The 24,368-nt window shown below is 38.4% G+C and carries 17 protein-coding genes, 6 tRNA genes and 3 rRNA genes; 1 reads left to right on the top strand and 25 read right to left on the bottom strand.

The window, feature by feature from the left end; all coding sequences use genetic code 11:
- Positions 1 to 312: 312 nt before the first annotated feature.
- From MUA40_RS03390 to MUA40_RS03305, 18 genes are all read right to left on the bottom strand, one after another.
- Positions 313 to 774, bottom strand: a complete 462-nt coding sequence (locus MUA40_RS03390; RefSeq protein ID WP_016426333.1) for an ISL3 family transposase — start codon at positions 772 to 774, stop codon at positions 313 to 315.
- A gap of 263 nt (positions 775 to 1,037) precedes the next feature.
- Positions 1,038 to 1,110: transfer RNA gene (locus tag MUA40_RS03385), tRNA-Lys, on the bottom strand.
- Positions 1,111 to 1,113: 3 nt separating this feature from the next.
- Positions 1,114 to 1,188 (bottom strand) — tRNA-Gln (locus MUA40_RS03380).
- A 4-nt stretch (positions 1,189 to 1,192) separates the two neighbouring features.
- A tRNA-Tyr gene (locus tag MUA40_RS03375) sits at positions 1,193 to 1,276 on the bottom strand.
- Between the two features lie 19 nt (positions 1,277 to 1,295).
- Positions 1,296 to 1,371: transfer RNA gene (locus MUA40_RS03370), tRNA-Val, on the bottom strand.
- A 10-nt stretch (positions 1,372 to 1,381) separates the two neighbouring features.
- Positions 1,382 to 1,453, bottom strand: a tRNA-Glu gene (locus MUA40_RS03365).
- Between the two features lies 1 nt (position 1,454).
- Positions 1,455 to 1,529: transfer RNA gene (locus MUA40_RS03360), tRNA-Asn, on the bottom strand.
- Positions 1,530 to 1,540: 11 nt separating this feature from the next.
- Positions 1,541 to 1,655, bottom strand: a 5S ribosomal RNA gene (rrf, locus tag MUA40_RS03355).
- Positions 1,656 to 1,726: 71 nt separating this feature from the next.
- Positions 1,727 to 4,650: ribosomal RNA gene (locus MUA40_RS03350) — 23S ribosomal RNA — on the bottom strand.
- 251 nt (positions 4,651 to 4,901) lie between these two features.
- Positions 4,902 to 6,453 (bottom strand): 16S ribosomal RNA (locus MUA40_RS03345).
- Together the 16S, 23S and 5S rRNA genes with 6 tRNA genes alongside form the textbook arrangement of a ribosomal RNA operon.
- Positions 6,454 to 7,127: 674 nt before the next feature.
- A complete protein-coding gene (locus tag MUA40_RS03340) occupies positions 7,128 to 8,198 on the bottom strand; it encodes an Mrp/NBP35 family ATP-binding protein (protein WP_207554727.1) in 1,071 nt (356 codons plus the stop codon).
- 166 nt (positions 8,199 to 8,364) lie between these two features.
- A complete protein-coding gene (locus tag MUA40_RS03335; protein ID WP_016426406.1) occupies positions 8,365 to 9,825 on the bottom strand; it encodes an MDR family MFS transporter in 1,461 nt (486 codons plus the stop codon).
- Between the two features lie 97 nt (positions 9,826 to 9,922).
- The gene (locus MUA40_RS03330; protein ID WP_016426405.1) at positions 9,923 to 10,393 is read right to left on the bottom strand and encodes a SepA family multidrug efflux transporter; all 471 of its coding nucleotides are present in this window, start codon (positions 10,391 to 10,393) and stop codon (positions 9,923 to 9,925) included.
- Positions 10,394 to 10,421: 28 nt separating this feature from the next.
- Positions 10,422 to 11,765, bottom strand: a complete 1,344-nt coding sequence (sdrM, locus tag MUA40_RS03325; RefSeq protein ID WP_126496520.1) for a multidrug efflux MFS transporter SdrM — start codon at positions 11,763 to 11,765, stop codon at positions 10,422 to 10,424.
- A 534-nt stretch (positions 11,766 to 12,299) separates the two neighbouring features.
- On the bottom strand, positions 12,300 to 12,497 hold the full coding sequence (locus MUA40_RS03320; protein ID WP_016426403.1) for a hypothetical protein: 198 nt from the start codon (positions 12,495 to 12,497) through the stop codon (positions 12,300 to 12,302).
- Positions 12,498 to 12,509: 12 nt separating this feature from the next.
- Positions 12,510 to 13,193, bottom strand: coding sequence for a PAQR family membrane homeostasis protein TrhA (trhA, locus tag MUA40_RS03315; RefSeq protein WP_037559596.1), 684 nt, complete (start codon positions 13,191 to 13,193; stop codon positions 12,510 to 12,512).
- A 19-nt stretch (positions 13,194 to 13,212) separates the two neighbouring features.
- A complete protein-coding gene (locus tag MUA40_RS03310) occupies positions 13,213 to 14,406 on the bottom strand; it encodes a UTP--glucose-1-phosphate uridylyltransferase (RefSeq protein ID WP_016426401.1) in 1,194 nt (397 codons plus the stop codon).
- 83 nt (positions 14,407 to 14,489) lie between these two features.
- On the bottom strand, positions 14,490 to 14,993 hold the full coding sequence (locus MUA40_RS03305) for a metal-dependent hydrolase (protein WP_016426400.1): 504 nt from the start codon (positions 14,991 to 14,993) through the stop codon (positions 14,490 to 14,492).
- 190 nt (positions 14,994 to 15,183) lie between these two features.
- Here MUA40_RS03305 and MUA40_RS03300 point away from each other — a divergent pair, with 190 nt between their 5' ends.
- Entirely contained in the window at positions 15,184 to 15,444 is a 261-nt protein-coding gene (locus tag MUA40_RS03300) for a SunI/YnzG family protein (RefSeq protein WP_016426399.1), read from the top strand.
- 248 nt (positions 15,445 to 15,692) lie between these two features.
- On the opposite strand, the gene MUA40_RS03295 is transcribed toward MUA40_RS03300, so the two are convergent.
- The 7 genes from MUA40_RS03295 to MUA40_RS03265 all read right to left on the bottom strand — a co-directional run bounded on the left by MUA40_RS03295 (position 15,693) and on the right by MUA40_RS03265 (position 24,363).
- Complete coding sequence (locus tag MUA40_RS03295; RefSeq protein WP_167732835.1) at positions 15,693 to 17,063, bottom strand: YjiH family protein; 1,371 nt, start codon at positions 17,061 to 17,063, stop codon at positions 15,693 to 15,695.
- 140 nt (positions 17,064 to 17,203) lie between these two features.
- A complete protein-coding gene (locus MUA40_RS03290) occupies positions 17,204 to 18,166 on the bottom strand; it encodes a FecCD family ABC transporter permease (RefSeq protein ID WP_016426397.1) in 963 nt (320 codons plus the stop codon).
- On the bottom strand, positions 18,163 to 19,188 hold the full coding sequence (locus tag MUA40_RS03285; RefSeq protein WP_016426396.1) for a FecCD family ABC transporter permease: 1,026 nt from the start codon (positions 19,186 to 19,188) through the stop codon (positions 18,163 to 18,165). The genes MUA40_RS03290 and MUA40_RS03285 overlap by 4 nt, the downstream gene beginning before the upstream one ends.
- Positions 19,189 to 19,287: 99 nt before the next feature.
- Entirely contained in the window at positions 19,288 to 20,280 is a 993-nt protein-coding gene (locus MUA40_RS03280) for an ABC transporter substrate-binding protein (RefSeq protein WP_016426395.1), read from the bottom strand.
- 71 nt (positions 20,281 to 20,351) lie between these two features.
- A complete protein-coding gene (locus MUA40_RS03275) occupies positions 20,352 to 21,428 on the bottom strand; it encodes an alanine racemase (RefSeq protein ID WP_016426394.1) in 1,077 nt (358 codons plus the stop codon).
- Between the two features lie 3 nt (positions 21,429 to 21,431).
- Entirely contained in the window at positions 21,432 to 23,195 is a 1,764-nt protein-coding gene (locus MUA40_RS03270) for an IucA/IucC family protein (RefSeq protein ID WP_016426393.1), read from the bottom strand.
- Complete coding sequence (locus MUA40_RS03265) at positions 23,167 to 24,363, bottom strand: MFS transporter (RefSeq protein WP_016426392.1); 1,197 nt, start codon at positions 24,361 to 24,363, stop codon at positions 23,167 to 23,169. Before MUA40_RS03265 ends, MUA40_RS03270 begins: the two co-directional genes overlap by 29 nt.
- Positions 24,364 to 24,368: the final 5 nt, after the last annotated feature.

The following is a 24,368-nucleotide window of genomic DNA, read 5'->3' as shown; positions in this document are numbered from 1 at the left end:
AAGTATGGTTAGTGTATATTAGATATAAGCGCATTGTCTCCTTAGTTACGAGTGGTCAGATACTTTTAATTATAGAGATAATTGCGCTCTTTTTGTATTATAAAAGGCTGTACACTTTATATGGTGGTTATGTGTCTATAATAATTAAGTCGCAAACTTCCGATTGCTTCTTCGAGTCTCGCTTTCCCAGGCGCCTTACCTCAACTAATTTTGGCTTTTATTGTAGCTCATAAGAAGCCAAAATGGATTTTCGGTTTCGGCTCTATGCCTCGGGAGTCTCGACTCGGTACGCAATCTATTTAAGCAATTTCACTATTGAAAAGTGGCATTGCTTACTTTATGAATCACACGTTTTACAGAAGATGCAGAAACGTTACAATCACTTGCGATATCAGTTTCTGAGCGAACTTGTGTTGCTTTATCTATAATGGCTTTCTGAACATGGTTTGAGATAAAACAGTTATCCTCAACAACATTTGTTTTAGAAGTAAAAGTCCGACCACAAACCATACATTTAAAACGTTGTTTTAACAGATTTAAATACACTGCTATCTCTTGGAATCTTAAAAAAGTAATTCGCGATAAACGTTTTCCGTGTTTGTGTATTCGGTTTGGATTCGTATGATAACAGTGAGGACAAGTCATAGGCTTGTATGAAAGGGTACCAAAGATGACGTTAGATTTCTTACCTCTAATAACTACATCTTCTTCGACTTTAGTGATTTTAATATTATTATCTTTAATTTTTAGTAACTTTAATATATCATTGCACATAGGCGCAATATGTCTCCTTTATTTTTGGTTTAGTCACTTAAAATTATAGAGGCATTTGCGCTATTTTTGTACAAAAAAGCAGGATGACTTATGTCATCCCACCATAAAAAATGAAGAACCTAAAAAGGACTGATGATCCAAAGAATCACCAGACCTTTTTAGTATAGGGCCAAATACTATATGTCCCGAACGCATTGTGGAATAGCATCAAACATTCCTAAAACCATAAAAAAACCTTATCTCTATTGAGATAAGGTCTGTAGTGAGCCATAGAGGATTCGAACCTCTGACCCTCTGATTAAAAGTCAGATGCTCTACCAACTGAGCTAATGGCTCTAATGGCTGGGCTAGCTGGATTCGAACCAGCGCGTGACGGAGTCAAAGTCCGTTGCCTTACCGCTTGGCTATAGCCCATTAATGGTGGAGGGGGGCAGATTCGAACTGCCGAACCCGAAGGAGCGGATTTACAGTCCGCCGCGTTTAGCCACTTCGCTACCCCTCCATATGTAATGAAGAAAAAATGGTGGAGAATGACGGGTTCGAACCGCCGACCCTCTGCTTGTAAGGCAGATGCTCTCCCAGCTGAGCTAATTCTCCAAAATTTAAATGACCCCTACGGGACTCGAACCCGTGTTACCGCCGTGAAAGGGCGGTGTCTTAACCGCTTGACCAAGGGGCCATGGCTCCACAGGTAGGACTCGAACCTACGACCGATCGGTTAACAGCCGATAGCTCTACCACTGAGCTACTGTGGAATAATAAAATAACCTGGCACCGTCCTACTCTCGCGGAACGTCAGTCCGACTACCATCGGCGCTAAAGAGCTTAACTTCTGTGTTCGGCATGGGAACAGGTGTGACCTCTTTGCCATTGGCACCAGATTAAATTGAATGTTATACATTCAAAACTAGATCGTAAGTATACATTTACAAGTAAAACCTTGTGAACAAATTTGATTAAGTCTTCGACCGATTAGTATTCGTCAGCTCCACGTATCACTACGCTTCCACCTCGAACCTATTTACCTCGTCATCTTCGAGGGATCTTATAACCGAAGTTGGGAAATCTCATCTCGAGGGGGGCTTCATGCTTAGATGCTTTCAGCACTTATCCCGTCCATACATAGCTACCCAGCTATGCCGTTGGCACGACAACTGGTACACCAGAGGTATGTCCATCCCGGTCCTCTCGTACTAAGGACAGCTCCTCTCAAATTTCCTACGCCCACGACGGATAGGGACCGAACTGTCTCACGACGTTCTGAACCCAGCTCGCGTACCGCTTTAATGGGCGAACAGCCCAACCCTTGGGACCGACTACAGCCCCAGGATGCGATGAGCCGACATCGAGGTGCCAAACCTCCCCGTCGATGTGAACTCTTGGGGGAGATAAGCCTGTTATCCCCGGGGTAGCTTTTATCCGTTGAGCGATGGCCCTTCCATGCGGAACCACCGGATCACTAAGTCCGTCTTTCGACCCTGCTCGACTTGTAGGTCTCGCAGTCAAGCTCCCTTATGCCTTTACACTCTATGAATGATTTCCAACCATTCTGAGGGAACCTTTGAGCGCCTCCGTTACACTTTAGGAGGCGACCGCCCCAGTCAAACTGCCCGCCTGACACTGTCTCCCAGCACGATAAGTGCTGCGGGTTAGAAATCCAATACAATTAGGGTAGTATCCCACCAGTGCCTCCACGTAAGCTAGCGCTCACGCTTCTAAGGCTCCTACCTATCCTGTACAAACTGTACCGAATTTCAATATCAGGCTACAGTAAAGCTCCACGGGGTCTTTCCGTCCTGTCGCGGGTAACCGGCATCTTCACCGGTACTATGATTTCACCGAGTCTCTCGTTGAGACAGTGCCCAAATCGTTACGCCTTTCGTGCGGGTCGGAACTTACCCGACAAGGAATTTCGCTACCTTAGGACCGTTATAGTTACGGCCGCCGTTTACTGGGGCTTCGATTCGTAGCTTCGCTTGCGCTAACCACTCCTCTTAACCTTCCAGCACCGGGCAGGCGTCAGCCCCTATACGTCACCTTACGGTTTAGCAGAGACCTGTGTTTTTGATAAACAGTCGCTTGGGCCTATTCACTGCGGCTCTTCAGAGCGTGAACCCCAAAGAGCACCCCTTCTCCCGAAGTTACGGGGTCATTTTGCCGAGTTCCTTAACGAGAGTTCGCTCGCTCACCTTAGAATTCTCATCTTGACTACCTGTGTCGGTTTGCGGTACGGGCACCGATATTCTAGCTAGAGGCTTTTCTCGGCAGTGTGAAATCAACGACTCGAGGAAACAATTTCCTCTCCCCATCACAGCTCAATCTTAATGAGTGCCGGATTTGCCTAACACTCAATCTTACTGCTTGGACGTGCACTCCAACAGCACGCTTCGCCTATCCTACTGCGTCCCCCCATCGCTTAAAACGAATATTGGTGGTACAGGAATATCAACCTGTTATCCATCGCCTACGCCTGTCGGCCTCAGCTTAGGACCCGACTAACCCAGAGCGGACGAGCCTTCCTCTGGAAACCTTAGTCAATCGGTGGACGGGATTCTCACCCGTCTTTCGCTACTCACACCGGCATTCTCACTTCTAAGCGCTCCACATGTCCTTGCGATCATGCTTCAACGCCCTTAGAACGCTCTCCTACCATTGTCCTACGGACAATCCACAGCTTCGGTAATATGTTTAGCCCCGGTACATTTTCGGCGCAGTGTCACTCGACTAGTGAGCTATTACGCACTCTTTAAATGATGGCTGCTTCTAAGCCAACATCCTAGTTGTCTGGGCAACGCCACATCCTTTTCCACTTAACATATATTTTGGGACCTTAGCTGGTGGTCTGGGCTGTTTCCCTTTCGAACATGGACCTTATCACCCACGTTCTGACTCCCAAGTTAAATTATTTGGCATTCGGAGTTTGTCTGAATTCGGTAACCCGAGAGGGGCCCCTCGTCCAAACAGTGCTCTACCTCCAATAATCATCACTTGAGGCTAGCCCTAAAGCTATTTCGGAGAGAACCAGCTATCTCCAAGTTCGATTGGAATTTCTCCGCTACCCTCAGTTCATCCGCTCACTTTTCAACGTAAGTCGGTTCGGTCCTCCATTCAGTGTTACCTGAACTTCAACCTGACCAAGGGTAGATCACCTGGTTTCGGGTCTACGACCAAATACTCATTCGCCCTATTCAGACTCGCTTTCGCTACGGCTCCACATTTTCTGCTTAACCTTGCATCAGATCGTAACTCGCCGGTTCATTCTACAAAAGGCACGCCATCACCCATTAACGGGCTCTGACTACTTGTAAGCACACGGTTTCAAGTTCTCTTTCACTCCCCTTCCGGGGTACTTTTCACCTTTCCCTCACGGTACTGGTTCACTATCGGTCACTAGAGAGTATTTAGCCTTAGGAGATGGTCCTCCTAGATTCCGACGGAATTTCACGTGCTCCGTCGTACTCAGGATCCACTCAAGAGGGTATTCGTTTTCGACTACAGGATTATTACCTTCTCTGATTAACCTTTCCAGGTTATTCGTCTAACAAATACTTTTGTAACTCCGTACAGAGTGTCCTACAACCCCAACAAGCAAGCTTGTTGGTTTGGGCTCTTCCCGTTTCGCTCGCCGCTACTCAGGGAATCGATTTTTCTTTCTCTTCCTCCGGGTACTAAGATGTTTCAGTTCTCCGGGTCTACCTTCTCACATACTATGAATTCATATGCGGATAACACGACATAACTCGTGCTGGGTTCCCCCATTCGGAAATCTCTGGATCAAAGCTTACTTACAGCTCCCCAAAGCATATCGTCGTTAGTAACGTCCTTCATCGGCTTCTAGTGCCAAGGCATCCACCGTGCGCCCTTAATAACTTAATCTTTTATGATTGAGCTTTTACTCAATTCACCAGTTATTAATTATGTGAGTCGTCTGTCGACGACTAGCGATAATTTTGTTTCAAGCTTTCGCTTGTCACTCGGTTTTGCTTGGTAAAATCTATACTTACTTATCTAGTTTTCAATGTACAATCGTTGAATCCTCAAATGAATGAGCATTCAAAACTGAATACAATATGTCATGTTAATTCCGTCTATCACCTGTTGGTGATATTTCCGTATATTATCCTTAGAAAGGAGGTGATCCAGCCGCACCTTCCGATACGGCTACCTTGTTACGACTTCACCCCAATCATTTGTCCCACCTTCGACGGCTAGCTCCAAAATGGTTACTCCACCGGCTTCGGGTGTTACAAACTCTCGTGGTGTGACGGGCGGTGTGTACAAGACCCGGGAACGTATTCACCGTAGCATGCTGATCTACGATTACTAGCGATTCCAGCTTCATGTAGTCGAGTTGCAGACTACAATCCGAACTGAGAACAACTTTATGGGATTTGCTTGACCTCGCGGTTTCGCTGCCCTTTGTATTGTCCATTGTAGCACGTGTGTAGCCCAAATCATAAGGGGCATGATGATTTGACGTCATCCCCACCTTCCTCCGGTTTGTCACCGGCAGTCAACTTAGAGTGCCCAACTTAATGATGGCAACTAAGCTCAAGGGTTGCGCTCGTTGCGGGACTTAACCCAACATCTCACGACACGAGCTGACGACAACCATGCACCACCTGTCACTTTGTCCTCCGAAGAGGAAAACTCTATCTCTAGAGCGGTCAAAGGATGTCAAGATTTGGTAAGGTTCTTCGCGTTGCTTCGAATTAAACCACATGCTCCACCGCTTGTGCGGGTCCCCGTCAATTCCTTTGAGTTTCAGTCTTGCGACCGTACTCCCCAGGCGGAGTGCTTAATGCGTTAGCTGCAGCACTAAGGGGCGGAAACCCCCTAACACTTAGCACTCATCGTTTACGGCGTGGACTACCAGGGTATCTAATCCTGTTTGATCCCCACGCTTTCGCACATCAGCGTCAGTTGCAGACCAGAAAGCCGCCTTCGCCACTGGTGTTCCTCCATATCTCTGCGCATTTCACCGCTACACATGGAATTCCACTTTCCTCTTCTGCACTCAAGTTTTCCAGTTTCCAATGACCCTCCACGGTTGAGCCGTGGGCTTTCACATCAGACTTAAAAAACCGCCTACGCGCGCTTTACGCCCAATAATTCCGGATAACGCTTGCCACCTACGTATTACCGCGGCTGCTGGCACGTAGTTAGCCGTGGCTTTCTGGTTAGGTACCGTCAAGACGTGCACAGTTACTTACACATTTGTTCTTCCCTAACAACAGAGCTTTACGATCCGAAGACCTTCATCACTCACGCGGCGTTGCTCCGTCAGGCTTTCGCCCATTGCGGAAGATTCCCTACTGCTGCCTCCCGTAGGAGTCTGGACCGTGTCTCAGTTCCAGTGTGGCCGATCACCCTCTCAGGTCGGCTACGTATCGTCGCCTTGGTAGGCCGTTACCCCACCAACTAGCTAATACGGCGCGGGTCCATCTATAAGTGACAGCAAGACCGTCTTTCACTGTTGAACCATGCGGTTCAACATGTTATCCGGCATTAGCCCCGGTTTCCCGGAGTTATTCCAGTCTTATAGGTAGGTTACCCACGTGTTACTCACCCGTCCGCCGCTAACTTCAAAGGAGCAAGCTCCTCGTCCGTTCGCTCGACTTGCATGTATTAGGCACGCCGCCAGCGTTCATCCTGAGCCAGGATCAAACTCTCCATAAAAGAAGTAAGCTTGATATAGCTCATTGATTGATTTAGTCAATCACTCTTCAAAGTACGTTAAAGTACTCAAATTATCGGAATTAACGTTGACATATTGTCATTCAGTTTTCAATGTTCATTTCATTCTGTTGTTAACATCATTAACTAAGTTTACTATAAATCAACTTAATTAACAACACTTTTAACATTTTATATTTATTCTCACATATTTGCAATAGTAAATTTTACACCATTCAAATATTTTTGAATAAAATTCTTTTTTGTCGCTTTTGGCGACTTTTATATCTTACCATCGTCTTAACGATGTGTCAACAATAAATTAATAATTTATTTTATTGTTGAATTAGTGATTTGTTTCGCTCACAAGAATATATTCTATACAGATTGATATAAAAAAGCAAGTCTAAATTTCAATTTTTTAAAATTTATTTTAATAGGCCTAAAAACATTGATTCTGGTGCTATTTTCCCATTCTAAATTGCTCTAAAACAGGTCATACAAAAATCATTAATCCATACATTAAAGCAATCAAAATTTGAAAAATGGCATTAGATGTTTGGATCACAAAAGTAATCATCTATTACTTTATGCAATCCCAATCATCTATGCCATTACAGACCATATCATCTGTTTAACTTCAATCCCGCTTCATAACATCTATGAAATAACTCCACTTATTTTGTTTTATCAATAATTTTACGTGCAATGTCTTGATAAATTTGTCCTAAGCGATCTTCTGGTTGATAAATCGAAGGTGAGAAATCCACTGGCTTCCATGAAGGTTGTTCTAATGGCAATTGACCAAGCAACTCGGTACTCAATTCATCAGCCAACTTCTGGCCACCGCCTTGTCCAAAGACATATTCTTTATTACCCGTTTCCTTACTCTCAAAATAAGACATGTTTTCAATAATACCGAGAATAGAATGTTCTGTATGTTTAGCCATAGCACCTGCTCTTGCTGCAACAAATGCCGCAGTCGGATGCGGTGTTGTGACAATTATTTCTTTACTAGAAGGTAGCATCGTATGTACATCTAATGCGACATCTCCAGTACCCGGCGGTAAATCAAGGATTAAATAATCTAAATCTCCCCACTTCACTTCTGTGAAAAAGTTCGTAAGCATTTTACCCAACATAGGCCCACGCCATATTACTGGTGCATTTTCTTCTACAAAGAAAGCCATCGAAATCACTTTAACACCGTGGCGTTCTACTGGAATAATCGTTTTACCTTCTATGCCTGGCTTTTCATCGATACCCATCATATCAGGTACACTAAAACCATAAATATCAGCATCAATTAGACCAACACGTTTTCCTTCTCGTGCTAGTGATACAGCCAGATTGACTGCTACGGTTGATTTACCAACGCCCCCTTTACCAGACGCAATCGCAATAAACTCTAGCGGATTGTCTTTAGATAAAAATTCTTCTATTGTCTGTTTTTTCGCTTGTTGATTCCCTTTATATTTGGCAACCGTTTCTTCTGGCAAGCTCTCAAAACGAATACCGACTGTTTTAGCACCATTTTCTTTCAATTTCTCAACGATAGCCATTTGCAATTCAAGTTGTGGCTGTCCCCCTAACTGTGCCATCGCAACTTTGACACTGACATGTGCTTTTTCTTCTTTTATAGAAATATCAATGATACCCTTTGTTTCTTTTAAAGGTACATTAATAATTGGGTCTTTAATTTCTCCTACAAGTGCGCTTACCTTTTCTTCTGTTAACACTTCCGACATCTCCTTTTGAATACGCTTTAATTTTAGTTTAACAAAACTCTGTCAACTTTCATAAGGTAAAAAACTATAAATACTTTATTTTCATACATAAAAAACAAGATAGCTCACTCAGCACTCCTACTCAGCTTGCCATCTCGTTTTATTTTGTCATCCTTATGCGCTTCACTTACCGATTAGGTTGGCGCACATAATTTTGCTTTCTTGTCTTTTTCTCTTTACCACGATCATAAATAAAAAAGCTAATGATGAGGCCAATTAATAAAAATCCAGAAGTTACATAAAAAGCTAAATCCACACCAAAAGCAATAGCTTCTCTATGAATCATTCCTTGTGCTACAGAATGATCCGGATGATACCAGCGCGCACCTAAACTCATGAGGGTTACCATCAACGCTGTCCCCATAGAACCAGAAATTGTCCGTAAAGTATTCATAATCGCTGTCCCGTGGGAAACCATATCATTTGTTAATGAATTGATACCTGCTGTATTTAAAGGCATCGTCAATAATGATATAGAAAAGAGTCGGATTGTAAAAATACTAATAACATATAAATAAGAAGTATGTGCTGTCAGTTGTGCCATCATTAAAGTAGTAATCAGCAATAAGATAAAACCAGGGATGACTAAAACCCTTGCCCCCACTTTATCGTAAAGGCGACCATTGACAACAGACATCACACCGTTGATTACAGCACCTGGAAGAACAACTAAACCAGATAACAATGCGGATAAACCTAATGCATTTTGGATATACACAGGAATTAATAATGCCGGGCCAACCATAGAGGTAAATGCAATCATAGATGCGATTGACGTTAGTGTGAAGGTTCTCGATTGAAAGACATGTAGATTAAGGATAGGATTATCAATTTTTAATTGTCTGTGAATAAAGATACCTACAATCACCAGTCCTGCAATCAAGCTGATGATAACAAGTGGATTATGAAAACCTTGTGTACCAGCGATACTAAAGCCATATAACATCAGACCAAAACCGAATGTAGAGAGTAAGACTGATGTTTTATCCAGTACAACTTCTTTTGTATCACTAAAGTTTCGCATTGACATCCAACCAAAAATAAAGCCAATCGTTGCGACAACGACCACCACCATTAATGGCGCACGCCAAGTATAATGGTCAACTAGAAGTCCTGAAAGTGTAGGCCCTATAGCTGGGGCAAATTGTATCACTAGGCCTGATAACCCCATCGCAAATCCACGCTGGCTTTTAGGGAATAGCGTAAAGAGCGTGAATTGACTCAGTGGCATAATAACGCCAGCCCCCATGGCTTGAATGACACGTGCCAACATCAGTACTAGAAAGGTAGGTGCAGAAACAGCAATCACAGAACCTAATAAAAAAGTCCCCATCGCTGCAAGATACAAGTAACGCGTAGGGACTCTATCCATTAAATAAGCAGTTAATGGAATCATAATCCCGTTAACAAGCATAAAACCAGTGACTAACCATTGTGATGTACTTTCATCAATGTTTAGTCCTCTCATAATACTAGGAAGTGCGGTATTCAATAGCGTTTGATTCAGTATTGCTATGAATGCACTGGCCAAAATGACGGCGACGATAAAGTTACGTTGTTTTTTATCAATTTGAACACCCTCGTGCATACACATTCCTCCTTCATAAATCTTTAGCATTGACTTATTTTATGTCTAATCCGTTAGCTTAGCAAAGTATTTGCTTTCATTACGTTTTCGTTCTTTGTTAATGACGCTTATTCTGATTTAAATCTTCTGAATCAGGATAAAATATCTCTTTACAAATATATAAAAACGCAATAATCAACATAAGTACCCAATAATCAATGCGAATATACTGATAATGAATATGAATTAAAAAGAAAAACATTGTCGTAATTATCGAGTATGATATTAAATGAAATGTAAAGCCTTCTAAATAAGGATTAGGATATAATTTTTTTCTGAGCCAATCCATTAAATATTCAATACAGTAAATCACAAAATATCCTAAGATGATATAGCTACCGTAATAAACCAAATTATCATAAAAACCTTTGTTGTAAGTAAAAGACCCTAGGTGAAAATAAATCAACAAACGACTCAATCCAAACAAACCAAAACCTAATAGCGTTAAAAAGATAGCCCCTGAAATAATAAAAATGGAGAGTATGATCATTAAAGTGACTAAGTTAAATAAATTAAACTTACCTTTCATGCTCAAACCCTCCTTTTTTTATACTATATCACGCTTCAGAAACTGAACGTAAAGTTTTATCTTTTTGCACGAACCATACAAAACCTAGTCCTATCAATACAATCATACAAAATATCATTACATTTTGTATTGAATTATGAAATAGCGTATGTTGCATCGCATAAATATAACCAATCACTGCTGATCCTACTGAATTCCCCATATTACGTGTCAATGTAAAGAGCGACATCATTTTTTTCATACTCTCAGGTGAGGTTTTTTCTTGAACCATTACGCTATCTTTTGTATATGCTGTACCAAAACTCATTCCTATGAAAATTAAAGCAATCGCAATAATAATCGGATGATATGCACTGATAATAATAAGAATACTTCCTACAACTAAAATACCTATTGCGATTAAATATAAACCTCTAATAGTTCGATTTGCTTCGATTTTTTCAAGTGTAAAGTTCACAAGTAGCCAACCCATTGAAAGCGGAAAAATGACCAAACCACTTTGTAACGGACTTAAGTGAAGATGATCTTGTAAATACGATGGAATAAAAACATTAAATCCAATTAGTGCCATTGCAATGAAAAAATCTGTAAAAAAGGCTAAACGCACGGTAGACTTAAATTCCTTGATTGGTAAAAATGAAATTTTAGCTGTTTTGCCTCTGCGAATGATGTACCAAAATACAAAGAGAAATGCACAAAACGCTAAAATGTTAATCCATAAATGTCCTGAAACTAAGACCGTTACCATTAAAAGCGCTAATAAAATATAGAATAAAGCCATACCTGCCACATCAACTTGATGATTGGATGTCGTTTCCGCTTCAAAATGATAAGAAGTAAGCACAATTCCCATGACAAGAATCCCAATTGGAATATTGATATAAAATAGCCAATGCCAAGATGAAACTTCTAAAATAAAGCCCCCTAAAAAAGGACCGAGTATACTCGAAATGCCCCAGACACTTCCGACTATTCCCATTACTTTATATCGAAATGGAATTTCAAAAGCTAACTTAGGTACGATTTGGGCTAAAGACATATTTACACCAGCACCTATGCCTTGTAGCAATCTTGCAAAAATAAGCATCTCAAAGTGTGTGCTCATCCCAGACATAAGGCTCCCAATAATAAATAATAATAAGCCAATCATCGTCACATAAATAATTTTAATGCGTGACATCAATTCACTTAAAATCGGTATGGCTAATACAATACCTATAAAGTAAACTGTAAATACTAAAGAAATCGGTTGTGTCGCGTGAAGATCATCACGCATGGTTGGCAATGCTAAAGACACAATGGATGTTTCTATAGCTGCCATAAACATAATCAGGACAAGCGAGCAAATAATACTAACTTGTTTTAATTTCATAGTTATCGACCTTTCTTTAATGACAATATCGACGGGTGCGAAAAGCTTGCAAAACCTTTGACCGTCCCAGACATCTACTGTGCCATTATTTATTTTAAGTGATTTAATAAATTAAGATACATCTCATTCGGTTTGTCTTAAAAATGCAAACAATTATCAAAGTAAATTGCAAAAATGAAAATTCGTTTTGAATTGAACTTTACCCCTATCTATAGGTGTTTAATTGTTAAACGAATAATTTCAAATCGATTTCTACTTCGTTGTTTTTCTTTTTCAAACCTTCTATTAAAACATGTACATTATACACGTTACAAAACGGATACGTATTCGATTCTGCTCAAATATCACGATATCTGACCCATGCGTCCATTTTCAATTTTAAATAAAACGTTTTAATCAGACACGATATTCTTATGATTAAAATGAACAATGGTTTCAAAATATGGGCAAGCATGTTAGAAAAGACTGCCAAAGTCCCCTCAGTTATCATTTAATGATGATAAAGAGCGCCTATAACAGTCTTTTTTATCTGTATTATTTATTTTTTTGATGATAACGATAAATAGAAGCCATAACCATCATTAGGATGACACCTAAAATTAATGACACGACACCAAGGTACGGAGAAGATGTAACTGCACCGTCCCCTAACAAATAATAATAGCCAAAAAACATTTGAAAGAGGATTAATACACTTAGTGCAAACATTAACAATTTATAATTTGATTGCATGCTAACACCTGCCTACATAAAGTATAAAATACCTATAAAGTGAAAGATAGATGCAATAAAGATAAAAATATGCCATATCATATGAAAATAGGGTCTATTTTTTTGTGCGTAAAACCAAGCACCAATTGTATAAGCTAATCCACCTAACAAAATAAAAATAAAGAAGAGCCACGCGCCTTTACTTATAATAATAGGCAAATAAATGACACCTACCCATCCCATAATGAGATAGATGATGAGACTTAATTTAGCATTGACCTGAGTGGCAATCGCTTTGTATAAAATGCCCCAAAGCGTCGTTCCCCATAACAAAATCATGATGATCCAACCGAGCCACCCACCTACAAGTACTAAGGATACAGGCGTATATGTCCCAGTAATCGCTACGTAAATCATACTATGATCAATGATACGCATGACATATTTATGAGGTGAAGCTTGTTGCATTGAATGATATACAGTAGACGATATAAACATCAAAAATAAACTGATTACAAAAACAGATACACTTACCGACATTAACACGCCAGAATGTGCATAACTATGTACAGCTGCATATGGTAGTGCAATTAACATCAAAAACGCAGCAACACCATGTGAAACTGCATTCCCTATTTCTTCGCCGAAAGATAAGGGATTCATTTCTTTAAATGTTTCTAAAGTTGTTTTCTTCTTTTTCTTTGTGGCACTCGTCACAGTTGGCATATGGCCACCCCTATTCAATAATATTCATACGTTTAAGGTCCGCTGACGCAGTTTCTACACTATCTCGACCTTCCTTGTTTTTGAGCGGACTAAATTCTTCCGCTCTTGGCACTTGTAGCGTCATAAATGAAGTTGCATATTGAAAAATATCAAAATAAAAAAGTTCAAATTTTAGCGTTTCTTTTTTTACAACCCCAAAATCTTCATCTAATTGCTCTAAATTTTTAATTGCTAAATGATAAGGTAATGCTTTATCCACAGCCGCTTCGATAAAGGAACGTCTAAAAGCATGAATCCCTATATTCGCATTTTTAAATTGGTCAGCAATTTCATCTCTATCAAATTCAGAATACTCTAAAACAGTATCTTTTCCGTCTTTAACAACTAATCGACCGACACTTTCACCTAACTTAGGTTCAATGGACTTAGATGTTACATCTTTATGATGATGTACGGTAAAGCCTGCAAATAGAGGATCTAAAACTTTAACAAGTACATTATCGATATTATTCATAAAAATATACTCATTGCCGCGTTCAGCCATTTGATCTAATAAACCAGATGCTTTAAGAGATTTAAAAACGCCTCCATTTCCATTCGGTGTTTCCATAATTAAAGCATCTTTATCAAGAACTAATTGACCATTTTTTGTTAAGGCGACGATATTATCTTGTTTGAAAAAGTATACATGCTCTGGATGATAGCCAAAATAATCATGTTCAAGAAAGAACGCTCTCGTCTCTTTATCGTTGACATCACTCGTCATAATATACCAATCTACAAAACGCCCAGTTTCATTTTTTAATTGCAATAACTGTCTCGCTTGTAATTCAAACAGGCTGACTCCTTCTATTTGAAATGAACCTTTGGGTCCTTGATAACCTAGACGTGTTCCTTGTCCCCCCGCTAAAAGCAAGACCGCAAATTGTCCTTCGCGAATCGCATCGATACCTTTTGATTTGTACAGTTCAATTGTCTCTTCTTGCAATTGAGCTTTGACTTCATAGTTTATCTCTTGAACAGAAGAAACGTCTTTGATGGTTTGACGGTTAACGTAAACCTGTTCATATAGTGAATGAATTGCCTCTAAATCTAAAGTATCAATTTTTTGGTTAAGTCGTTCTTTTTCATTCGTGCTCATTAGTTTTTCATACTCATTCAGATGACCCTGTCCATACTTTTCAAGTTTATTCTTATCTAACATATCAATTATACGCTCCTTTAATAAAGCTGTGATTTGAAGCTAAGTTTGTTTGTATTCAGTGCCTAAAATCAATACAACAACAGTTAAAATCCATTTAAAAGAAGATGCTTTACACTCGATTCAAATAAGACATATATCGTCACAAGACTAAAAGTTGTTGCCAAAGATAAATCCATCAAACCACCAGTTTTGAAATGAATTGGGAAACGTACTCGAACCGGTATTGGAAAAAATAAATGTACGCCTCTAGGTGTTAACATATCTAATATTATATGTGAAAGCATACCACAAATGATGCTAATCATATAGTAAATCGGTGTTTCTATCATATGTAAGACAAAATAAATACTTAAAACAAAAACCAATGAATGGGTCAATGTCCGATGACCAAACAAATGTTTGATAATAAAGCTAAGCAAAGGGAGTTTTTGACCGATTTTGCTCTTTGTATGGCAAATATCGGGAAAGATGCTCGCTAAAGCTGATAAAACAATACTTGTTGTCATTTCAAAAATATCAAGTTGATAATGTGTGGCAACTGCTGCACCCACTAAAACACCAGCAGCAGAGTGTGTTTTACCAGTCATGTTCATCACCTCACTATTATGAAAGGATTATAACATAATCTGTTCTGTCATACGAACATATTTTCGCTCTTTTATCGCCTTTTTAATTAGTATGACATATTCAATCAAAAAGTATCACATAATTGTTGCAAAAACGTTTTCAATAAGATACAATAACTGTACAAAATTTGAAAAAGGATGTGTCAGTGAAATGGCTATGACAGTTAAAAAAAATGAAAATGAAGTGCATATTCAATGGAGAGTTGCAGATATTCGAATTCCGAATGATCAAATCCGTAATGTAACAGAGGATCAAGATATTCACGCAGTTCCTGAAACAGATTCTAAAAGAGTATCGCGCATTGGCTCTACATTTGGTAAAACAAATCGTGTCATCATCGACACTGACGACCAACAATACATTATTTATACATTTAATGATAAAAAAGTATATAACGAAGTCACGAAGTAAACTGAGATTATTGATGATTCCCAGTTAACTAATTCACAATATAAGCATTCTGGGACATTAATCCCAAAATAAAAAGCGCTAAGATGATTCTTAATTGAAAATCATCTTAGCGCTTCCTTTTATTATAAAACTCCATATGATATAACTTCGTTTATGCATATCATCATTCACGATTTTACTTATAAAAAATTGATATTCAGCTGCAATAGATACGAAGTACAGTTTCTTAAAATTCAATGTATAAACAATTAGAAAAATAAATGCGCGATAAGCACAATAATTGGTAACGTAATGATTGTACGAATCAAAAAGATCATAAATAGTTTTCCAATACTTACCGGTATTTTAGATCCTAAAATAACGCCACCAACTTCAGATAAATAAATCAATTGACATACACTTAACACACCGACAACAAAACGTGTAAGGTCACTGTGAACGCCCTCGATTAATATTGAAGGTAAGAACATGTCCGCAAACCCAATAATCATTGTTTCAGATGCAGCATGTGCTTCTGGAACATGAAGAAATTCTAATATCGGAACAAAAGGAATGCCTATCCAAGTGAATATAGGCGTATATGTCGCAAGAATTGTAGCTAATGTCCCAATCGTCATAACAACCGGAATAACGACAAGCCACATATCCATTACCGTTTTAAAGGCAGTCACCATATATAATTTTAATCCAGGTGCTTTATAGCCTGTGATGACAGCATCTTCGTAACCTTTTTTAAGCGCTTCTTTATAATCATACTGTTTTTCAGGTCGTTCTTTTGCTGAAACGCCATCAACATAATGGTCCTCTACTGAACGTAACGGCCATATTCTTGGCATAATGAACGCTGCTACTAAACACGCTATGATCACCGTACTATAAAATAACGCAAAATGATCAATAAGACCAATCGTTTCAGCGATAACAATAGCAAATGTTAATGAAACAACACTAAACGTTGTTGCAATAACAGTTGCTTCACGGCGTGTATAAAATCCTTGCTCATATTGCTTACTTGTAATCATGACACCTACAGTACCGTCTCCAATGAAAGACGCTAAGTTATCAATTGTAGAACGCCCTGGCAACGTAAACAATGGACGCATGACAGGTCTAAAAATCGGACCTAAAAATTCAAGGAGTCCGTATTCGAGCAGTAATGGCAAAAAGATTGCCGCAAAGAAAAATACCGCAACTAATGTAGGCAACAATCCAGTAAAAATAAGCCCACCTGTATCTTCTGAATAGACCCATGGCAATCCGATTTTTAAAAATGTAATCCATACAAAAATGATTGATAAGAGTCGAATCACCAACCAAGGCCATGTCACGATAAATGCGTTTGCTCTAAAACTATCTTTTTTTACTTTTGATTTTAACACGGTACTATATAATAACGTTAAAATGCCAGAAATCGTAATAATCGCAACGATAATCCATGGCATTAAACCACCAAAAAGTGCTTGAAATTGCTTGGCTAAATAAGCAATCGGTAAGGTTGAAGTATGCTTACCATCTTCTACTACAGGTATAGGAATTAAAAATAAAATCACACCGATAATCGAAAGTAAGATGAATTTTAATTTTCCAATTGTCCACTGTTTCTTTGTATATTTTTCCATAATTAACGCCTTTCTCTTTTTCAAATATGTCCCCCATTAAAATAAAAACGTCTCCAATAGTTGGTATTTATTATACCGATATTGAAGACGTTATGCAATGTTTATTTGAATATTAATACGTTTAAATGCATATTTTGGCATTACATTTTACGTAAGACATATAAGAAGTATGGTGCACCAATCACAGCGATTAAAACTCCGACAGGAATATCAATAGGTGGTGCAATGACGCGTGCCAATCCATCTGCAATCACCATTAATAAAGCACCAACTAAACCTGACATTGCTATAATATGACCGTGTCTATGCCCTACAATACTTCTTGCTATGTGGGGGGCGATCAACCCAAGAAAGCTCAAACCACCTACAACTGAAATCGCAGAACCTGCTAACATAACAGCTGCAAATAACAAAATCATTTTCGTTCTTTTTACAGGTGTACCTAAGGCTGTCGCAACTTCTTCTCCTAAATGAAGAATGTCTAACTTTTTAGCGTAAAAGAAAATTACCGGTAAGGAGACGATCATCCAAGGTAAAATGGTTAATACATGATCCATTGAACGCCCAAAAAGACTTCCCGTTAACCACACTAATGCAATATTCGCTTCCATCGGACTTCGAATCAATAAGTATTGGACTAACGCCATTGCGACAGCACCGATGGCCATCCCTATAAGCGCTAGTTGCGAACCTTTAATGCCTTTTAAACTAATTAAAAGCGATAAAATCAAACTAATAACAAGTGCGCCTACAAACGAAGCGAGTGGTAAGACAAATAAAGGTGCTGTTGGAAAAACGATAATAACAATAACCGCAGCCAAACTTGCCCCTTTAGTGATCCCAATGACGTCTGGAGATGCAAGTGGATTTCGAATCACGCCTTGAATGACTGCACCTGAAACAGCTAGAGCAAAACCGACTAAAATACCGAGCAACATTCTTGGAACGCGATATTCTGTCAAAATAAATTGCTTGCCCGTCCAAACCTCTTTAAGCACTGTGATTGGTGAAATCCAAACTGCCCCAGCGCTCAAACTTAAAATCGCACACACAATCAGAAGTAGCGTGACAATAACGTAACGTTTTGTAAAGTTAATCTTCATCGCGCTTTCACTCCTCTCATTGTGATCCATAAGAAGTACAATGCACCAACAAATGATGTCACAATACCGACTGGAGATTCAAATGGAAAAGTGATAAGTCGACTGATTACATCTGAAATCAGAAGCAAGTTCGCTCCCATAATCATTGATAACGTAATGATCAAAAAGTAATTGCGATTGAGATAGTGCTTCACGATGTGAGGAACAATTAAGCCCACAAAACCAATAGGTCCAGCAATGGATACACTAGCCCCTGCAAGAACAATGACAATCAATCCAGATAAAGCACGAATTAATTTCGTATTTTGCCCAAGGCCTGTCGCCAACTGGTCTCCTAAATCTAAAATCGCCAACTGACGTGCGAGCAGTAATGCAGCAATTAAACCACTTACAATCCAAGGTAAGCTTTGAAATATTTGTGGCCATTTAATCGTATGCAGTGCACCAACAAGCCAAAACATTACCGTCGTAGTCGCATCTTCATTTAATAAAATAATACCTTGCGTCAGACTTGTGAAAAATAAATGAATGGTCATCCCCGCAAGTGCCAGTTTTATCGGTGTCATCCCTTTAGTTGTATCCGCTAAGGTATATACCGCTAAACCACCAATAAAAGCTCCTACAAATGCAAATACTATCGTGTTGCTTGCTAAACTTGGGACTAAAACTGTAATTAATACAACAGTAAATGATGCACCCGCATTTACACCAAAAATTTGAGGTGATGCCAATGGGTTTCTAGTAATCGCTTGCATTAAAACACCGGCTACACCGAGCGCAGCTCCAATTAAAATACCTGCAATTAATCGCGGCATACGAACACTATGTATTAAAAATGTTTCTTTCGTTGACTTTAGATGAAAGAAATAATCGATAAGTGATTGAAATGAAATTTTTGATGAACCAATTGCAAGATTTAAATAAATTGCAAAAATAAGAAAGCACACGCTTACAATAAAAGTAAGCGTAGTGCGTCTTCTCTGGTGATGTCCATCATAAATTTTTTGATTGAATTTTGACATATGAAATCACCTTTTATATTGCATTGTAAGGGAAAGGAAAAAGTCGCTCACTTCGACACATGATGATGTGTCATCCCTTCCTTTTCATTCAAAAGCAACTTATTTTTTCTCTTTTTTCGAAATTTCTACTAATTCTTTAGCAATTTCTTCAGAAGAAATGAGACCTCTAAACTTAGCCCATGTTTGACGATCTACAACGTGAACGCGATCGTTTTTAACAGCATCGATTTCATTCCATACTGGATCTTTTTTCATTTTCGCTAAGTGTGGATCGTTTTCACCGTTAACCATGATAAACATACGTTGTGGGTTAACATCAGAAAGTTGTTCTGAGTTCATATTTAAGTATGGTGCATTTAAGTATTCAGGTAATTGATCAGCTACTTCTTTTGTTAAAGCTTCTTTAAAACCTAAATCATGTAAGAATTGACCTACGTAAGATTGGTCAGAATGTGCTAAGAAACCTGATTGAGAAATTACAGCTGGTAAAACTTTCTTACTTTTATCCATTGTAATTTCTTTTTTGTATTTATCAATTTTTTCTTCATGCTCTTTTAAACGTTGATCTGCTTTGTCTTTTTCTGATAAAGCTTTACCGATTGTTTTAAACGCTTCGATGTTATCTTTATAGTCTGAGTCTAAACTTGGTAATAAAATTGTCGGTGCAATTTTGCTTAATTGTTCGTAGTTGTTTTTATGTCTGTTACTATCTGCAATAATTAAGTCCGGTTTCAACTCACTAATCACTTCTAAGTTCGGTTGTTTACGTGAACCTACTGATTTATAGTCGCCTACTTTATCACGAATAGGTTCGATGATATTTTTCTTCTTACCATCGTCCGCAATACCTACAGGTTTAACACCTAATGCAACAAGCGCATCAACAAAAGAATATTCTAAAGCAACCACTTTTTTAGGTTTTTTATCAATTTTAGTTGTGCCACCCGCATGTTTAATTTCTACACTTTTCCCATTTGATTGTGTGTCATTTTTAGAATCTGACTTGCCAGAATCACTGACATTCCCACATGCTGCAACAAGAAGCATGATTGCCACGATTGCTAAAAATCCCATCCATTTCTTCATCTTCACTGCATTGCCACTCCTTTAATGATGTTGTTTTATTTACATAATTATATAATAGTTGATAACGATTCTCATTGTCAACTCTGTTTTATAAAATTATTCTTTTTTATTTCTACAAATCCATTAATGAGTTGTTCAATGCCTTTATCTTCAATATAATTTTTCGGTATATGTGGCATATGCATACTTTGAGCTAAAGCTGAATAGTTTAATTGGAAAGTAATTTCATTACCTAATTGATAATAATCCGAGTGACCTAGATCAATCATTAGAGCATCACTTGAGCTTCCAACAATTTTCAAATGGGATTCGATAGGTTGGATACCATCAATGACTGTATCAAGTTGTCCAACGTCGACGATAGCCTGCATATAAGCTTGTCGCTTTTCAATATCTAAGCGCGGTTTAATTTCTAAAATCCTTCCACTCAATAAAATTGCATCGTCATACAAGTAAGGTAAACGCATGTTGTAGGAAGTCTCGTATCCTCTAAATAACGCCTCACCGATTCTAAGTTCATTAATTCTGCCCAAGTCCGTGTACATCGCTAAAGTCAACAGACTAGAATTGCCTCCTGAAATAGAGTTAAAACGAACGCCTGTATCACGTTCAACCGATTCTATAAAATAATTCATATAAACGATATCTTCTTCTGTCGGTTGGATGGGTCGAAAACACATAAAATTAAATGCCAAGCCTTTCAGATATATACCTTTGAGTTTGACAATTTTTTTAACAAGATGCACGACTTCATATGTCAATGCACCTTCTCTGCCGTCTTTCCAATCAACCATTAAATAAATCGCATGCTTAACCCCTTTTTGGACGGCCATATCATTCAATGCTTGAATCGTTGAAAATTCTGTTTGAATACTCACTTGACTTTTCACGACCACATCTTCAATCTCATGTGGCAAAGCGCCTTTAATCATCATATCTTGTTGCGTCGGTTGTTTTTGATGATGTGTCATTTTGGAGAGTCGAGACTCAGCAAGTGTGCTAAAGCCCATGTCACGTAACATTTCTCGAACCTTGATATCTCCACCTACACATTTCGTTACAGGAATCATTCGAACACCTTGTTCTGAAAGCATGTGTTGTAATGCCATTGCATTATATTTGATTTTACTTAAATTAACATGAAGTTGTGGCATAGGCTACATCTCTCTTTCTAGCGGATTATCAATATCTATTTGCACATATTGCTTCACTTTTTGTTCCATTCTCATATTTAGTAACGCTTTAACCGTCATTTTCTTACCAAATAATAATCTTTTTAGCGCTTGCGCATGATTTAAATTCGGTGTTATCGCATTTTCAATGATTTCACCGGCAACGTTGTAAAGTACCTTCTCATTGATTCCATGTCGATGATGGAAGTGATGGATTACTGTACCGAGTTGATTTTGAATAACTGCATGCTGAAATTTAGCGATGACTTCATCTATATTTTCTGTGATTAAACTTTGGTTTGTTACAGTCAACTCTGGGACCGTCTGTTTTAATGTTTGAGGTTCAATACGAGAACCTCCTAAGTCACGCACAATAAATGACAATGCATGTGTATCCTTATCGATTTGTAAAACCGTATTTTGTTGATGCGCTTCTAAAGCAATGCCGTATTTTTGAATATAGCCGATAAGTGGTGGGATGAATGCACGCATATATTGTGTCATAAACTGTATGATTGTATCTTCGCTGATTTCACCGTATAAGTATTCAATCAAACTATCGATCACGATTTGACCATCAACGGGATTGATTTGTGTCAAAGCCGCTGTAACAATCTGTGTATGATTTTGTTTTTTATCCTCTATTGCGTATCTCACAATCATCGCAAATTGGCGTGCAAGATCCGCTTCAACATCTATATACGCACCATAAGGTTCAGCAGCAATCGTTAATGTTGGATAAATGTCCAACATATCTTGAAGTTGATAACTTAATTTTGGACCATCTACTGTTGTCACTGTTGATACTGTACGGACAGCACTTGTCGCTTGAACATTCATAGGCAATTTAATATGAAACGGATATTTGAGCAATCTCATTGTTCGAAATGACAACGTCGCTTTTGAATCTACAGTAAAAGGAGTTGGGATAACGAGATGTTCAGCAATCCATCGACCAAACTTTTCAGTAATCACATTCTCATATTGCCACGGATGTACAAACATCACCCGATATTCATCTAAAGATGACTGATACATTTGCATCCATTGTCTCAATTGACTTTCCATATCTGGAATAATTTCTCTGAGTACAAAATCTTCTTGATCTGTCATTGACGTAAATTTTAAAATACTTTGATGGACAAGTACAATTTTTAAAGGAATGACTTTCATAAACTCAGGCGCATACTTTTGAATTTCATCAACAGTAAGTGGTAATTTTGTTTTCGTTAAAGGATGTGAAGGATGGCCGTTCCAAACCATCCCCTCTGTATAACCTAAAGCTGAAAAATCAGAGTCATCATTAATATGGTTTAGCCATGCAATAAAATTAAGTGATTCTGGCATTCGTGAAAATTTCAAAGAATGACGCATCATACTTTGGCGTTGTCTTAGCTGTTGGTAACTCAATTCAAGTCCAAGACGACTATGTAATAATTCCTTTACTAACTGTTCATGAAATTCAATACCAAATTTGCCTTCAAGTATTGCTAACAATTCTTCAACCGTTTGAATCTCTACGTCTTCATGATTCACTTTCTCATAAATCGGTCCCTCTAATTCAAATTGAAAAAGCATACTTTTCGCGACACACGCAACATGTAAAATGTGTTGGTGCAACTGAATCACAAGTTTATCTTTTTCGTATTGAACTGCTGTTTGTTCAGGGAATAGCCGCTCTTTGATACATGCAACGAGAATACGATATTGTATATTTTGATCAGCATTTAGATGATGAATGGTTGTCATGGATTGTCTTTCCTCCGTTTATTTTAAGATTCATTGCATACCCCAATATTGCGATAAGTGTCGTTGCCACTCCCATTACTAAAAAAGTAGTTGTAATCCCAATGCGTTCCGTAAAATAACTCAATACTACTGCGCCTAATGGAATCATACCTCTGTCCATCATGACGATACTTAAAATTTTTCCCCTGTTTTCTTCTTCTACATCATTTTGAAAATATATTCGATTTGTTGTACGCGCAAACTGACCAAATAACCCCACACAGAATATAGCGATAAATAAGCCTGTCGTTCCAAATGGGTAGAGTAACATTAAAGCGAGACCGAATAAGACTGAACTCAAGAAATAAAATTTATCTGTCGACACTGTTTTTAAAATATATGGAATAATCAAAGTAGCGAGTATTCCACCTATTGCACTAAAAGTCATTGCCGTGCCGAAGATGGATGCTTTTTTAGGAAATAACTCATTGGTCAAAATGGGTAACATAGTAGTATAGGAATACCCCATCGCCATAATTAAAAACGATGTCGTAAATATTCTTCGACTCACAACGTTTAATTTAAAGTAGTTCCATGCGATAGGTAAAGAAAAATTGGGTGCCTTGTTTTGTTTTTTCACCATCAATTGTAGTGGTAAACTTAGAGATAATGCTAAAAGGTAACAAGCCGTTTGGATGACAAATGCAATAGAAATATCCCAAATTGCAATAATAAAGCCCGATATTGCTGGGCCGATGGAGCGACATACATTTAATATAAAAGAATGGTAAGAAACGACTTTTGAGATGGATAGCCGTTCAGAGATATCAGGTAGGACTGCTTGTCTGACCGGTGTTTCAATGGCACTCATACATCCACGTAAACATGAATAAATGTATAAAAATGTCATTGGTAATTCACCCATTGTTAAGACAAAAATTGTGAGCGTACCTGTAATAAGGAATGAACTCGTTACTGTCAATTTAATCAAAGTACTTCGTCGATAACGATCTGCTATGGCGCCCGCCCATAAGCTTAATAAGAATATAGGGGCTAATCGAAAAAAGTTGATTAATGCAAGATCCATCGCATTATGATTTAATTGATAAGCGTACCAGTTAAGTGCAATTTGCCCAATCCAGTTACCCAGAAATAGTAAAAAGGTACTCGAAAAAAACCATTTTGCCAAAATCT

Origin of the sequence: Staphylococcus schleiferi (genome assembly GCF_025558325.1) — a bacterium.
Taxonomy (GTDB): Bacteria; Bacillota; Bacilli; order Staphylococcales; family Staphylococcaceae; genus Staphylococcus; species Staphylococcus schleiferi.
The sequence above is the reverse complement of the archived record's forward strand: the minus strand, read 5'-3'. Positions and strand labels throughout refer to the sequence as shown.